Source organism: Helicobacter sp. MIT 05-5293 (assembly GCF_000765665.2).
GTDB lineage: Bacteria > Campylobacterota > Campylobacteria > Campylobacterales > Helicobacteraceae > Helicobacter_C.
Window position 1 is genome coordinate 13,206 of the sequence record NZ_JROZ02000004.1, and the last position, 15,274, is coordinate 28,479.

The 15,274-nt window shown below is 38.0% G+C and carries 16 protein-coding genes; 5 read left to right on the forward strand and 11 right to left on the reverse strand.

All coding sequences use genetic code 11. The annotated features are described in order from the left end of the window. Positions 1-18 precede the first annotated feature (18 nt). The 5 genes from LS68_RS07570 (at position 19) to LS68_RS07590 (ending at position 4,558) form a co-directional block, all read left to right on the forward strand. Positions 19-798 (forward strand): DUF815 domain-containing protein, encoded by a 780-nt coding sequence (locus LS68_RS07570; protein ID WP_052100111.1) that lies wholly within the window; start codon positions 19-21, stop codon positions 796-798. Between the two features lie 73 nt (positions 799-871). Next, entirely contained in the window at positions 872-1,531 is a 660-nt protein-coding gene (locus tag LS68_RS07575; RefSeq protein WP_034369375.1) for a DUF305 domain-containing protein, read from the forward strand. Then, the gene (locus tag LS68_RS07580) at positions 1,531-2,400 is read left to right on the forward strand and encodes a S1-like domain-containing RNA-binding protein (protein WP_052100109.1); all 870 of its coding nucleotides are present in this window, start codon (positions 1,531-1,533) and stop codon (positions 2,398-2,400) included. Before LS68_RS07575 ends, LS68_RS07580 begins: the two co-directional genes overlap by 1 nt. Then, a complete protein-coding gene (locus LS68_RS07585; protein WP_034369372.1) occupies positions 2,397-3,149 on the forward strand; it encodes an SDR family oxidoreductase in 753 nt (250 codons plus the stop codon). The genes LS68_RS07580 and LS68_RS07585 overlap by 4 nt, the downstream gene beginning before the upstream one ends. 65 nt (positions 3,150-3,214) lie before the next feature. Beyond that, positions 3,215-4,558: a 3-deoxy-7-phosphoheptulonate synthase class II gene (locus LS68_RS07590; RefSeq protein WP_034369370.1), complete on the forward strand. Its 1,344-nt coding sequence runs from the start codon at positions 3,215-3,217 to the stop codon at positions 4,556-4,558. Here the strand turns inward: LS68_RS07590 and LS68_RS09965 are convergent. The 11 genes from LS68_RS09965 to LS68_RS07645 form a co-directional block, all read right to left on the reverse strand. Continuing rightward, on the reverse strand, positions 4,555-6,648 hold the full coding sequence (locus LS68_RS09965) for a methyl-accepting chemotaxis protein (RefSeq protein WP_347232427.1): 2,094 nt from the start codon (positions 6,646-6,648) through the stop codon (positions 4,555-4,557). The genes LS68_RS07590 and LS68_RS09965 overlap by 4 nt on opposite strands. 194 nt (positions 6,649-6,842) lie before the next feature. Beyond that, the gene (gene ruvB, locus LS68_RS07600; RefSeq protein WP_052100178.1) at positions 6,843-7,898 is read right to left on the reverse strand and encodes a Holliday junction branch migration DNA helicase RuvB; all 1,056 of its coding nucleotides are present in this window, start codon (positions 7,896-7,898) and stop codon (positions 6,843-6,845) included. A 5-nt stretch (positions 7,899-7,903) separates the two neighbouring features. Then, positions 7,904-8,698 carry a 3-methyl-2-oxobutanoate hydroxymethyltransferase gene (gene panB / locus LS68_RS07605; RefSeq protein ID WP_034369907.1) on the reverse strand — a complete coding sequence of 265 codons (795 nt, stop codon included), beginning with the start codon at positions 8,696-8,698 and terminating at the stop codon, positions 7,904-7,906. A 38-nt stretch (positions 8,699-8,736) separates the two neighbouring features. Continuing rightward, complete coding sequence (locus LS68_RS07610) at positions 8,737-9,051, reverse strand: multidrug efflux SMR transporter (RefSeq protein ID WP_034369909.1); 315 nt, start codon at positions 9,049-9,051, stop codon at positions 8,737-8,739. Positions 9,052-9,060: 9 nt separating this feature from the next. Beyond that, the gene (locus tag LS68_RS07615) at positions 9,061-9,420 is read right to left on the reverse strand and encodes a multidrug efflux SMR transporter (protein ID WP_034369911.1); all 360 of its coding nucleotides are present in this window, start codon (positions 9,418-9,420) and stop codon (positions 9,061-9,063) included. Further along, positions 9,417-10,319, reverse strand: coding sequence for a prolipoprotein diacylglyceryl transferase (gene lgt, locus LS68_RS07620; protein ID WP_138091412.1), 903 nt, complete (start codon positions 10,317-10,319; stop codon positions 9,417-9,419). The genes LS68_RS07615 and lgt overlap by 4 nt, the downstream gene beginning before the upstream one ends. Before the next feature lie 6 nt (positions 10,320-10,325). Further along, positions 10,326-10,646, reverse strand: a complete 321-nt coding sequence (locus tag LS68_RS07625; protein WP_034369913.1) for a hypothetical protein — start codon at positions 10,644-10,646, stop codon at positions 10,326-10,328. Next, on the reverse strand, positions 10,637-11,137 hold the full coding sequence (locus LS68_RS07630; protein ID WP_034369915.1) for a hypothetical protein: 501 nt from the start codon (positions 11,135-11,137) through the stop codon (positions 10,637-10,639). Before LS68_RS07630 ends, LS68_RS07625 begins: the two co-directional genes overlap by 10 nt. A 17-nt stretch (positions 11,138-11,154) precedes the next feature. Then, complete coding sequence (locus LS68_RS07635; protein WP_138091350.1) at positions 11,155-12,753, reverse strand: methyl-accepting chemotaxis protein; 1,599 nt, start codon at positions 12,751-12,753, stop codon at positions 11,155-11,157. 62 nt (positions 12,754-12,815) lie between these two features. After that, on the reverse strand, positions 12,816-13,397 hold the full coding sequence (gene ruvA, locus LS68_RS07640) for a Holliday junction branch migration protein RuvA (RefSeq protein ID WP_034369367.1): 582 nt from the start codon (positions 13,395-13,397) through the stop codon (positions 12,816-12,818). 23 nt (positions 13,398-13,420) lie between these two features. Beyond that, positions 13,421-15,271 carry a hypothetical protein gene (locus LS68_RS07645; protein WP_034369365.1) on the reverse strand — a complete coding sequence of 617 codons (1,851 nt, stop codon included), beginning with the start codon at positions 15,269-15,271 and terminating at the stop codon, positions 13,421-13,423. Between the last annotated feature and the right edge of the window lie 3 nt (positions 15,272-15,274).

Sequence of the window (15,274 nt, forward strand, 5' to 3'; positions counted from 1 at the left end):
ACAAAAATAAAGATAAATATGATGTTTAAATTTGATTTTGACACGACTTTAGCTTGTATCTATCGCCCGAAATTTGAAGATTATGGCGGATATTTTAAGCCCATTGCCCAATGGGATACGCTCTCTTTTGATGCACTTAAAGGGATAGATTCTCAACTACAATCACTCCAACGCAATACACAAAAATTCATTCAAGGCGAAGAATCTTGCAATGCCTTATTGTGGGGTGCTAGAGGCTGTGGTAAAAGCTCGGCAATCAAATGTGTGTTAGGCTCTTTTCTACACACACCCAATACTCTTTTACGAGTGATAGAAATCCCAAAAAATAGCCTTGCTATTATGCCTTTATGTATTGATTCTGTGCGGGATTTGCCCTATCGATTTATTATAATATGCGATGATCTTTCTTTTGATGCAAATGATGAAAGCTATAAAGCTTTAAAAAGTGTCTTGGAAGGTTCATTTGAGCAAAAAGCCTCTAATGTCTTGCTGTATGCGACTTCTAATCAACGACATCTTATTGATGAAACCTATCCTCAAGACACTATGCACCTCAATGATGCTCACGATGAATTACTTTCCTTAAGTGATCGTTTCGGGCTTACTTTAGGATTCTATACTTTAGGCACACAAGAGTTTCTCTCGCTTATCCACACATTACTAGAAACCTATATATCACCCATACCATTAGAAGAGCTTTGGAGACAAAAAGCGTTAAATTTTGCTTCACTTAAGGGCAGTAAGAATCCGCGTATTGCAAGAGAATTTTGTCTTCTTTACAAAAATGGTATTTTATAAAATAACACCTACAATGATTTAAAGATGATAAACTAATTTTTGATACCATAAAATAAAAAACGAAGGTTTTGGTATGAAAAAAATGCTCATTATATGGGGAATGTTGCTAAACTTAAATGCTCAAATTATCCAAGACACGCATCAAAATCCCCCTTCTAACCAACAAGAAAAGCAGCCCATAAGTGCGCCCAAACCAACCCCCTCTCAAACCATCATAAACGCAATACAAGAACCCATAATGCAAGAAAAATTTTTGGAAAGTGATTATTTAGATTTGAACTATATCACAAATATGATTCCCCATCATCAAGGTGCGATTGATGCTTCACAAATCGTGCTTAAATACTCCAAGAATCCGACAATCAGAAAGATTGCACAAAAAATCATCAAAGACCAAAAAGCTGAAATTGAAGAATTTGGCATATTGCTACCGACACTAGAAACACAGAAAAAACTTTATAGCCCCAAAGAAGTTACACTTTTTAACCAACAAGCTAAATCAGACAAAAATACAATGATACAAGAAATGAACGATTTAAATCTCACGCCAAACATCAATAAAAACTTTCTTGCACTGATGATTCTTCATCATCAGTGTGCGATTGATACCTCAAAAGAGATTCTCAAATATACGCAAAATGAGCAAGTAAGAGCCCTTGCCCAACGCATTATCCAATCTCAAGAACAAGAAATTAAAGAGTTTGAAATTCTTTTATCTAAAGCGCGTTTATAATGCACACTTCTATTCTTATGGGACAAACCCAAACCCTCTCTATTAAGAGATTCTCAAAAAATGGCGCATATCTTACTCCATTCACTAAGATAGCACATCACCCTCACAATGCACTAGATATTCAAGAAGTTCTTCTTCCTCAAAAATTTCTCCCCAAAGATGCAAAAACAGATGATCATTTGCAAGTATTTGTCTATACAGATTCTGATGATCGCCCAGTCGCAACGACACAGATTCCCAAAGCAGAGCTAGGAACGATAATAGCCTTAGAAATTATCAGTCGCACAGATTCTGGGTGTTTCTTAGATATGGGCTTAGACAAAGATCTTTTTATGCCCACCAAATCCCCACAATATTTTCAAATCAGCCAAAAAGTCGTAATAAAAATCGCTCTTGACAAACAATCCCGCTTAATTGCTAAACAAAATATCAAAGACTATCTCAAACCCTCCAAAATCCCACCTCACACGAAAGTAGAAATTTTAGTCTTTGAGCAAACACCGCTTGGTATGGGCTGCGTCGTCAATCAAAAATATTATGGCTTGCTTTATCACAACGAACTCAACACCCCTTTGACACTAGGAAGCACCCTTGAAGCCTATGTGAAAAAGGCTCGTCCCGATGGGAAACTTGACCTCACACTTCTTGCGCCCTATCACCAAACACACAAACAACAGCTCATTGATGCGATGCCTTTAAGGCTTGACTTCTCCTCGCAACCTCAAGAGATTTTTGATAGATTTCACATCAGCAAAAAGACTTTCAAACGCCTAATCAATGAACTTGTCAAAGAAGAAGTTATCGAATTTAAACAAGAGCGTGATAAACACTATTTTGCACTTAAAACCCACAAAAGGAGTAATCAATGATCGCATTAATCACAGGAGCTTCAAGCGGATTTGGTGAAGCAATTGCAAGACTTTTTGTTCAAAATGGACATCGTGTCATTCTCCTTGCAAGAAGAGAATCTAAGCTCAAAAATCTCCAAAACGAGCTAGGAATCTTTGCTCAAACAATTGTCTGCGATGTGCGAGATACGCAAAGTATCCACGCAAAGATTCGCACTCTCCCTGCAGAATTTCAATCTATTGATATTCTCATCAATAATGCCGGACTTGCATTAGGGCTTGATAGTGCCGACAAAGCCGATATACACGATTGGGAAACAATGGTTGAAGTCAATGTCTTAGCCCTAATCAAACTCACACATTTACTTTTACCTCAAATGGTGGCGCAAGGTCATGGACATATCATCAATATCGGTTCGATTGCTGGCACTTATCCTTATCCATGTGGCAATGTCTATGGCGCGACAAAAGCATTTGTGAAACAATTTAGCCTCAATCTTCGGGCAGATTTGTATGATAAAAATATTCGCGTTACAGATATTGAGCCGGGTTTGTGCGGGGGAAGTGAATTTTCACTCGTGCGTTTCAAGGGTGATCAAGCAAAGGCGGATTCTGTTTATGAAAATACACAGCCACTTTTGCCCCAAGACATTGCGCAAAGTGTATTGTGGGTGGCAAGTTTGCCCTCACATGTGAATATCAACCGACTTGAAATGATGCCTACAATGCAAGCTCCAGCAGCTCTTAATGTCTATAAAAAATCCAAATAATCATCTCAAGTGCATTTTAGCTCAAAAGTGTTAAAATCGCTTTTGAGTTTTACAAAGGAGAGAAAATGAATGAATGGAATGCCAAAAGTTGGCGTCATAAACCGATCAAGCAACACCCAACCTATAAAAATCAACAGCTTTTAGAATCCGTTGAATCACAGCTCAAAAGTTACCCTCCCCTTGTTTTTGCAGGTGAAGCAAGGGCACTTAAAGCACAGCTTGCAAAAGCATGCGCGGGAGAAGCATTTTTGCTACAAGGAGGCGATTGTGCCGAAAGCTTTTCACAATTTAATGCTATTAATATCCGTGATTTGTTTAAAGTAATCATACAAATGGGGGCGATTCTGACATTTGGAGCTTCTTGTCCAATCATCAAAGTCGGGCGTATTGCAGGGCAGTTTGCAAAACCTCGCTCAAACGATACAGAATCTGATGGCACATTAGAATTGCCAAGCTATCGTGGTGATATGATCAATGCAATGGCATTCACTCCAGAAGCCCGTGAGCATGACCCTAATCGAATGCTTCAAGCCTATCATCAAAGTGCGGCGACTCTTAATCTCTTGCGTGCATTTGCGCAAGGAGGTTTTGCTGACTTAAACCAAGTCCATCAATGGAATCTTAGCTTTGTCAAAGATAATGCTTTTGGGCAAAAATACGAAGAGCTTGCATCGCGTATCACACAAGCATTGGATTTTATGAAAGCTTGTGGGATTGATTCTAATAACCTCCCCACGCTTAGGGAGACTGATTTTTACACATCTCACGAAGCTTTGGTATTGCATTATGAAGAGCAGCTTTGTCGGCAAGATTCTCTCACAAACGAATGGTATGACTGCTCCGCACATATGCTATGGATTGGTGAGCGCACAAGAGGGCTTAATGAAGCACATATCGAATTTTTACGCGGTGTGAAGAATCCTGTCGGTGTGAAAATCGGACCTAATGCGACTAAGGAAGAAATTATGGGGATTTGCGACATTCTTAATCCTCATAACGAAAGAGGAAGACTGAATCTCATCGTGCGTATGGGGTCTGATAAAATCAAACAAAACTTCCCCAAACTTTTAGAATCCATTAATACCGAAGGGCGGGAGATTCTGTGGAGTTGCGACCCTATGCACGGCAATACAATCAAAGCAAGCAATGGATACAAGACACGTCTATTTGATCGTGTGCTTGATGAAGTCAAAAGCTTTTTTGAGATTCACAAAGCGTGTGGAAGTTATGCGGGCGGTGTGCATTTAGAGATGACGGGAGCAAATGTAACCGAGTGCATCGGTGGCAGTCAAGCAATCACTGAAGAAGGTTTAGCTTGTAACTACAACACCCAATGCGACCCTCGACTGAACGCGACTCAAGCCATTGAGATGGCTTTTCTCATCGCGGATATGATTAAAAACCGCTAAAACTTTTTCTTTTTCACATCATCAAGTATATCTTGTGCGATACGATCTACCACTTCGGAAATCGTCTCGGTATGATGTGCAATCTCTACATTCTCTTGTGTAACAGATTCTAAATGAGAGATAGCTTCATTGATTTGAGTAACACCTGTGGTTTGTTCTCTAATACTTTCTCCCATATCATTGATAGATTGCACGAGAAGATTTGTATTGGCTTCTATTTCTCCTAAAGACTTTTGAGTTCTTTCTGCAAGTTTTCTTACTTCATCAGCAACGACTGCGAATCCTCTGCCGTGTTCTCCTGCTCTTGCTGCTTCAATAGCTGCATTAAGAGCTAAGAGATTAGTTTGGTCTGCAATGTCTCGGATAATACCCACGATATTTCTAATATCATTAGCTTGATTAGCCACTTCATTGGTTTTATCAGAGATATGGTGCATTGATGAAGTGATTTCCTCTACTGCAGCCGCTGTTTGCTCTAATGAAGATGCTTGAGAAGTCGAACCTTCAGTGAGTTTGGATACAGATTCATCAAGATCTCGTGCTTTTTGGGCTAATTCCTCCGCAAATCCGCTAGAGATTCTAAGCATCTGGCAAATCTCTTCCCCCAATATATTAGCGGTAACTTCGACATTTCCTACCGCATTAGGGATAGAGCTTGTAAAGTCAAATGATTTGTATTGTTCAAAAATATCATGAATACGATTCAAATCACTCCCCACACGCTTTTGCAAAACTTCCAATAATTCATTGAGTATCTCTTGAAGTTTAAGAAGTCCGGGATTGTTAGGCTTTGCATCAAGTCTCACGCTTAAATTACCCTGCTCTACCTGATGCACAGAATTAATTGCTTGCTCTAAAGCCAAATTATCAATATGGGTGTATTCTTTAATATCCTTGACAGCTTGGTTTATACGCGCTGCCATTTTGCCCAACTCATCACCTTTATCAATATGAATTGTTGCCACATCGTCCGTCTCGCGTTTCAAAAATGCAAAGAAGTTTTTAAGCCCCTCATAGATTCTGTGAATATCTTTTTGTATGACCCATTTAACATAACCAATCACGATAAGATTCACTAATATCATCACCACTATAAGCACCGCAAGCATACTTCTTTCCACAGAACGCAATGCTTGGAACAGCTCTTCATAAGGTGCGAAATCAAACATTGTCCAATACACATTATCCCAAATCTCAAAATTATACAAAGCCGCAAGACCTTTTTGCCCTGTGCTTGCCTCAAGCTCTATGACATCTCCATCACTTTCTTTACTTGCTTGAAATGCAATAGTTTTCTTTGCACCTTCAGTCGCATTAATGTCAAGAAGAGGTATTCCTATTTTTGTGCCATCAGAATACATTGTCAAGATTCCATTACTGCCAAGTAATAGACGAATAGAATGTTCAAAAATCTTATCTTTGTCGTTAAGAATCTTTTGAGTAAGACTACTCATATCAATCAACACACCCACAACTCCGATGCGTTTGTCGCCATCTCTAATAGGAAAAGCAATGCTGATAGCCTTAGATTCTTTACCCTCTAGCATCACACTTGTAGGGTCAGAAACCATAACTTCGGAATTTTTACTTTTCACCGCTTTGACATCTCTAAACGCCTCAATGATTGATTGACCCCCTTTAGTTCTTATTTTATCAAGTGAAGCAAACTCCACGCCCTTGTCAAAAACATTAGGTTCTCTATCAATCATCACAAAACCTTTTTGTGTTCTTGCATCAAAATCAGAATGATCAATTTTGATATAACTCGCTATGATGACACTATCATGATCAACGATATATTCTAAAAATTTCCCCAAAGTGATACTACTCATTGCTTGAGAAGCCTTGATATTAGCACTTACAGCTTTTGATATACCCTCTAAACTCACACCTGTAGCTTCAAAATAACCTGTTACATTATGAGCATCACCAATAGCTGATGTGAGCAAAAGTTTTTTTGCTTCTTCCTGCATACTTTTTTCAATATTAATCGATACAAGCACTAATACAGCAACATTACCCACCAATAAAATTAATGTTAAAAGAATACTAATTTTATTACCAATGCTTAAATTTCTTAAAAATGACATCAATACTCCTAAAGGTTTTTTATATAATACTAAATATAAAAAAATAATTATTATAAACTTTTGAAACAAAAAAAAAAAAAACGAAAAATCGGTATGTGTATAAACTACACACGACAAAAGAGGCAGTTTAGAATCAACACACTTTTAAAAAAGTCGGTCAGAATCTTAACAAAAAGAAACAAAATAACAAAAAATTAAAACAAACCTCTATTTTCAAAAAATGAAATTTTGAGCAATTCATAGGTTTTAAAAGTCGCAATTCGTCCTTTTGCAGTGCGTTCTAAATAACCATTAGCAAGCAAATAAGGCTCAATCACATCTTCTATAGTAACCTCATCTTCGCTCATTGCTGCAGCAATTGTATTCAGCCCAATAGGCTTGCCTCGAGATTCTGCGAGAATCTCTAAATAACGCAAATCAAGCTCATCAAAGCCAAACTCATTGACACCCAATTCATTAAGAGCGTATTGGGCGCACTCTAAACTGATATTTTCTTCTCCTTTCACATCGGCAAAATCCCGCACCCTTCGTAAAAGTCTTAATGCAATACGCGGTGTCCCTCTTGAACGTTTAGCAATCTCATTAGCAGCTACTTGAGAGAGAGTCTTGCCTAACTTAGAAGCAGCGGCTAAAATAATCTGTGCCAATTCGATAGATTCATAAAATTGCAATCGAAAATTCATACCAAAACGATCTCTCAAAGGATTAGAAAGCATACCTGCACGCGTGGTCGCACCAATAAGAGTAAAATGAGGCAAATCGATTTTTAATGTTTGCGCTGCAGGACCCGAACCGATGATAATATCTAGTCGAAAATCCTCCATTGCAGGATAGAGAATCTCCTCAATAGCAGGACTCAAGCGGTGAATCTCATCGATAAATAAAATATCTCCCTCATTGAGATTTGTCAGAATCGCCGCTAAATCTCCCGCCTTTTCAATCATCGGCGCAGCGGTTATTTTAATGCTGCTTTGCATTTCATTAGCAATGATATGACTTAGCGTTGTTTTGCCTAGTCCGGGTGGTCCAAAAAATAAAATATGATCCAAACATTCTTGTCGCTTTTTACTTGCCTCAATAAAAACTTTAAGATTCTTTTTGATTTTTTCCTGTCCGATGTATTCTTCCCACACACTTGGGCGCAACGAGACTTCCTGATGCGATTCAATATCAATCTTTTGCACCTCTACAATGCGATTATTGCGAGATGAATTAGAATCTGATGAGTGTTGGATTGAAATTTTTTCCATTGATTCTAATAACTCTCTTGTGAGTGAGGAAATGCTTTGTTTTTCACATCACTTGCATATGCTCTAATTGCGTCTTTGAGTAAATTTTTACCCTCTAAATAACGGCGGACAAATTTAGGCTTAAACTCATCGAAAAATCCAAATACATCACTCCACACGAGAATCTGCCCATCACAATCCACCCCCGCACCAATGCCGATAGTGGGAATCTCTAAAGATTCTGTAATCTGTGCTGCGACATCGGATTTCACACCTTCAATCAAAATCCCAAAAGCTCCTGCTTCTTGCATTGCTAAGGCTGTTTGAAGTAATTCTTTAGCTTGGGTTTCCTCTTTACCCTTCACCTTAAACCCTCCATCAAACCGCATAAATTGAGGTTTTAAGCCAATATGCGCCATCACCGCAATACCCTCATCGCATAAAGAACGCACAATGTCTAGCTTCTCCAAGCCCACCTCAAGCTTAATCGCATCAGTAGCAGTTTCTTTATAGAATCGGAGGGCATTCGTCAGTGCCATATCTTTAGTCGCATAACTTCCAAAAGGCATATCCGCTATGACAAAAGAATATTTTACGCCCTTACACACTGCTTTTGTATGATAAATCATCTCTTCCATACTTGCCCCTAATGTCTCGCTCTCACCACCAAAGCTCATCTTGAGACTATCTCCAACCAAAATCATATCGACTTCACCATCAAAAATCTTTGCCATCAAAGCATCATAAGCCGTGATAGAAGTGATTTTTTCCTTGCCTTTTTTTGCCTTAAAGCTATGAAGATTCATTTTTTTATCTAACATTTTTCTTCCTTTCTTGCTAGATTCTAGCATATTTCAATTTATGAATTAAGTAAAATCACTGCGCATACAACCATTGCGATACCGATATAGCCTATCATTCCTAAACGCTCTTTAAAAACAATATAGCCGCCTATGCTCGTCCCTATAATCCCTACTGCTCCCCAAGTCGCATAAGCCACACTCAAAGGTAAAGTCTGTATCGCTAAAGCCAAAGCACTAAAAGCAGCCCAAACCATTAGAATACAGCCCACTGCATATCCTTTGTGTGTAAAGCTATGAGATTTTTTTAAAAACAAATTCGCAATGACATCAAGAATCGCCGCACACAACACAAATACCAACGCCCAGCTCATCACATTTCCCTACTCTTGCGGAGATTCTGAATCTGCTTTGTGATTTTTGAGTTCTGCGATATTAATCAACATAATACCGCCAATAGAAAGGGCTATACCTATTGTCTGTTTGGGTGTGAGAATCTCATTAAAATAAAAAATCCCTATGCCTACTACACACAAAACACCTAAAACTTCCCAGATAGCATAAGCTACACTTATAGAAAGTTTTTTGAGTGAAAGTGCCATAAAATAATATGAAAAGACAAGCATTGCATACATACACACAAATCCCCATATTTGATATTGGCTTGCTTTCATAAAACTTGTAGCCAAGACTTCGGTTAGCACAGCGAAAATAAGCCACATATAGGCTTTTTTAAAGCTCATCGCTTTTTCCTTTTTGCGTGTTTTGTTTGCGGATAAGCCTTATATGAGGGATTCAAAAACACAATCAAAGCCAAAATCACACTCACCCCTATCATCACAAGACTTAGAATCTGCCCCATTGACAAACCTAACGCATAATAGCCCATTTGAGAATCAGCTTCACGAAAAAACTCACAACTAAACCGCGCAAGACTATATAAAAACCCATATAACACGAGCAAACTTCCCGGACGCTTTGCGTATTTAAACAATAAAATCATCACGATAAAGACGACAACCCCCTCCGTAAAAGCCTCAAAAAGCTGACTTGGGTAACGCAAAGTCCCATCGACTAAGATTCCTATATGATGTGCAAAACTATCACTTTGTATCTCTCTCCCATAAAGTTCGTGATTGAGAAAATTACCTAATCGCCCAAACACATAGCCTAAAGGAATAGAAATTGCCGAAAGATCCATAAAAATAAAGAAATTTTGCTTTTTAACCACACAAAACAAAATTGCTGCCAAGACAAAGCCAACTAGTGCTCCATGATAACTAATCCCACTAATCCCCACGAAAACACCATCAACATAAGGATTAAACATCGTCCAAGGTTGCAAAAGATAATCCCACCGGTGTTGAGGAGAATAAATCATCACATAGCCGATTCTCCCTCCAAGTATCACGCCAATCTCTACCCAAATAAAAAAGCTATCAAGCAACTCTTGCGTGATAGGAAAGCGTTGATTGTGATACTTTACAAATGCCTTAGCAATAAAAAATGCGACTAGCATTGCGCTCACATAGGCAATACCATACCAATGGACATTGATTCCAAACATTTCAAACGCAATAGGATCAATATAATCATAAATATGATTCCATGCACTATAAGACGATTGATGTAAAGTGTCCATCACTGACTACATCTCCATAATTTTAATTTTAAATTCATCGACCATATCCACTTCATCAAAAAACATAAAAAGACGCAAATCATCGACAATGATTTCAATACGCACTTTGTCTATATTTCTAAGTTTTAAAATATAACCCAATACATACGAACTGATAGGAAATGCTTGGACAAAATACAATCTCAAAATAGGATCATCGCTAGAAAGTATATTTGGGATAAAAGTCTCAAGCTCATTTTTAAAAGCAAAAAATGCTTCATAGGTTTTGAGTTTTCCTGTGCTTTTAATGATATGCAAATCATTGATCACTTCTGCACTTAACGCCATTGTAACCTCAACCGCATAGTCATTGTTTTATGCTTACGCACAGAAATGATATGATGTCTAAAAAGCCATTTCATTATTTTTTCTCCTTTACCACCCAACAACTCATCGCATTTTTGCCTATTTACCATAAAATCTCTTCGTTGAAAAATTCCGCCCAAAGGATATATTATATCAAAGGTTAAAAACCTAGTATTAAATGCAAGATAAACACATATTTTTTTACGCTCTAAAATACTTTGTCTATAACTTCTCTTAGCGTTATACACTTGCATCTTTTCCAATCCCAATATCCCATGCTCAATCACATTACTCACATATTCAAAAAGCATCGAGCCTAACAAATCAAATTGACCTTGTGTCTTTGGCTGATAAATAGGCAAAAATGTTCTAGCGTAGCAATACTTTGAAAGCGGAGCAAAGACAGAATCTACCCACAAAAGTATTGCATCGATGGATTGTAAATTTGCCTCAAAATACGCTATATGCCGCATACGCTCTTTTTAGATTCTCAAGTTTTAAATTTAGAAATCACACTATCAAGCTCTTGCGCTTTTTGAGACATACTATGGACAACTTTTTGGATATTGCGTCCCACATTTTGTGTCGATTCCGATGAAGTAATAATACTTTCCATCATTTGTGTCAATTCCTTAGTGCTAGACGCAATAGACGCACTAATCTCTCGTAATTTGACAGAATTTTGCTTAGTCAAAGTAAGTCTTTGATGTGTGCTGTGTGCATCTTCGATAAGTGGTGTCGTTTTTTCTGTAATCAACATCATTTCATCTGTGATACCCCTGATAGATTCTCCCATATCATTGACAGACTGCACGAGAAGATTTGTATTGGCTTCTATTTCTCCTAAAGACTTTTGAGTTCTTTCTGCAAGTTTTCTTACTTCATCAGCAACGACTGCGAATCCTCTGCCGTGTTCTCCTGCTCTTGCTGCTTCAATAGCTGCATTAAGAGCTAAGAGATTGGTTTGGTCTGCAATGTCATTGATGATAGAAAGAACGCTCTTCACCTCATCAGCATGCACAATAAGCTCACCAATACTTTCAACAATATTTTGCTGTGTTTGAGCCGATGTATTAACAAGTTCGATTGAATCTTGAAGCTTATCGACAAATTTATCAAGCATTTCTTCGGTATCAGTAATACTATCAGTCGTCAAATCAATCGTTTCTCCAGCGACATCTGTATTTTCACTCACATTTTTTGCAAGTATATTGACCTTATCAACAAGCTCAAATTGTTCGTCAGAATTTTTTGCAAGTGTATCAGAAACTTCCAGCAAACGATCGCAAATTTGAGTATTTTCTTCACTTACTCGTTTGCTAACGACAATCGTATCCTGAATCGTCTGTATAAATTTATTGACATATCCAGAAGTAATACCAACCTCATCTTCGCTCTTAATCACAATCCGTTTTGTAAGATCACCGCTCCCGCTCTCTGTAAGATCCTTTGCCATATCTCGTAGGCGATTAAGTGGCTTAACCAATTCTTTCTCAAAAAAGATATAAAGCCCAAGAATTGCCAAAATCCCCGCAATAATCATCGCCAAAAGCATATATTCCTTGCTATTATCAATTTGTTCATAAAGACTATCAGATGAAATTTTAAGCTCCAAAACACCCAGCACATCGCCTGCTTTGACATGACCATACTCATGGCAAGCCATACAACTTTCATCAGCAATCAAAGGCTTTTGTAATATCACATTATGTGTTTTGCCTTCATGTGTTTCAATCAAAACAGATTGTTTGTTTTTAAAGATGTCTTGAATATCTTCTCTGACAGAAGGAGATGCAGACATACCAAACAAATCAATCACATCTTGTGATTTGTGAATCTCCAAAGACAATACGCCCGGAATCTTCGCTGCTTGCTCTAATCCCGCATCAATCATTTCCCGCATACCCAGATTCATACTCATACGCACGGTTTGAAAGATTGAATCTCCCAACATTTGAGCAGTCTTACTACCCTCGGCTTCTGCCATTTTTTCATAATCCATAGAAATGATATTATAAAGTGCGCTAAAACCGATAATAATAAAAATAAAAAGTGTAAAAAGAACCTTGGATCGAAAAGACTTCAACATACTTTCCCTTAATATTGGAATATCTTTCTCAATTTTATAATTTTATAACTTAATAAATAGCTTTATGCGAATTTTTTTAGTGCTTCTTTGACAATTTCAGATACAGAATCAGAATGTATATTGTGAAGAGCTTTTTGAATATCGCTTGCTTTAAAGCCTAAAGATTCTAAAGCAAGGGCTGCTTCTTGTTTGGCATGATGGTGATTTTCAGAAGAAGATGCTTGTTCAAAACTCACCAATCCATTAAAGAATCCTGCCAAATCAACCATAATCTTGCCCGCTCCTTTTACGCCAATACCAGGAACGCGCTTCAGTGCTTCAATGTCTTTGTCTGCAATAATCCTTCCAAAACTCGAAGGTGTATAAGTCGAAAGAATCGCCATAGCGACTTTGGGACCCACACCATTGATCTTTATCAAACGCTCAAAAGTTGTCCGCTCAAGTGCCTCTGCGAATCCAAAGAGTAGATGTGCATCTTCTCGCACAATCTGCATACACAGAATCTGCACTTCTTCATTGATACGATCTTTTAAGCTTGTCGTGGCATTAACTGACATTTGCACTCCATAGATCACGCCTCCCGCATCAATCTCCACATAAGTAGGTTCATTTTTGATAAGCTTTCCACGCAAACCGACAATCACTTCTTTTCCTTGCCAATCAATCTTTATTCTCGAATCAGCTTTAATGTCTCTTGATCAATGCTGATATTAGCACTTTCGCCACCACTAATCAACATCATATCTCGACCCTCGGGGAAAAAGTGTTCATAAACAATTTCATTATCCTTTTGCCATTGAGTATCACTAATGATTTTTGCTTCTTGTGTTTTTTTATCGAGAATCTCCAAACTTGCATTGAGTTTTTTACTACTCTCCTGCAAGGTAACAATGCGTTCCTTAAGGTATTTTGTGCGCCTAAGCAAAATCACATATTGTGCTACACTATCAGTGATATTTTTGTCATTGGGTCTATTGTTTTTCTTGTTCTCTTCCATAATGCCCTTAATTTTTTCTACCACCGGCTTTGTTTTGCGCACCTCCACTAAATCTTTATTAAGCACATGGAGCAAAGCATTAATTTCTTCAATATTATGCGCAATTTGCGAATTGACATATTCTGATTGTTCATGAGCCTTGAGGCTTGCGCGAGAAGAAATAACGATTTCATTTTCTCCGCCTAACATTTCTTTGATATAAAGTTTATTAGAAAGGGAGATTTTTGAATGAGAATGGAGCTTAGTAATGGTAATATCCATTGCTTGAATCTGTCCTCCACTTGCACTCTCAACGACAACCTCTTCGCCCTCTATGTGTCCAAGTTCAAGTCGATTAACACGGACCTTATCGCCCACAGCTGTCCCTTTATGAATATCAATCGTAATCTCATCAGCTCTAATATGTGAGCTTTGGTGGGTTTGTCCATTGATTTCAATCTTTTTCGCTATGATTGTAGCATTTTCTGCCACACTCCCATAAACTTTCACTTCACTAGCTTCAAGAATAATGCTTGCTCCAATTGCATCTTGACTAGGATCAGCACAAGTTACCTCTATGACAAAGCCTTTTTGCACACCTCCCAACAAACTGCCATTCTTACGCAAGCTCACTTCAGGAAATGCAAAATCCGAGATCAAACGCAACTCCCCTTCGCCAAAATCTACATAGCCATCTTGGAGAGCATAATATTCCACTACGCCCTCTTTATCTTCTTTCCGAAAATCACTCTCTTTAAAGCGAATCTTAATTTCTTCTTCGACTTTCTCACCCTCTGGCTTATCTTGTTTTTTGACATTGACATATTCACCTTTGAGATTGCGTCCGCTTGACCCTGCTTGTGCTTTGATACTAATACCTACGACATCACCACCTTTTGCCGCATAAGAAGCAAAATCAACATGTGTCGCATTACTTTTTTTCCATTGATCCTCAAGCACGAATGTAAAATGTGGCTTGATTTCTGGGACAAATTGACTAGCCTTCCCTATCACAACACTTTGGTCAGATTCTAATTTGCCCTTCAGTCCCAAGTGTGAAAAAAGCTCTTTGAGGTAGGTGATTTCTTTTTGAGTATTTTCTCCAAAAAGGCGTATGATAATATGCTCTACAATCTTCTTTCGCGTGATTTCTTCATACAAAGAGCTAAAAAAGCTATCATCTGTCGTGATTTCCAATCCCGCTTTTAAGTCCAATGTAAGCTCGTAGCATTGATTATCCATTCTAAGTGCTACAAATGGTGCAAGATCGTTTTCTTTTAGACATCTTATTAAGACATCATAAACTTGCTTGACTTCAAAATCATCTTTAAGATATTGCTCATCATTGCCTAAAATATTCTGCAATTCTTCGCCACTAAGGACGCTGAAGTCTTTCTTTTTTTCACCCCGATGCAAAGTTGTAATAGATACAATATCAAAACTTACCATCTCTTCTTCAAGCGCAAAAAAATCAGCGACTTTTCTGATTTCCATACCCACATCATTACAACTCTTGATAGGAATGGGCTCAAAATACTGCATAAA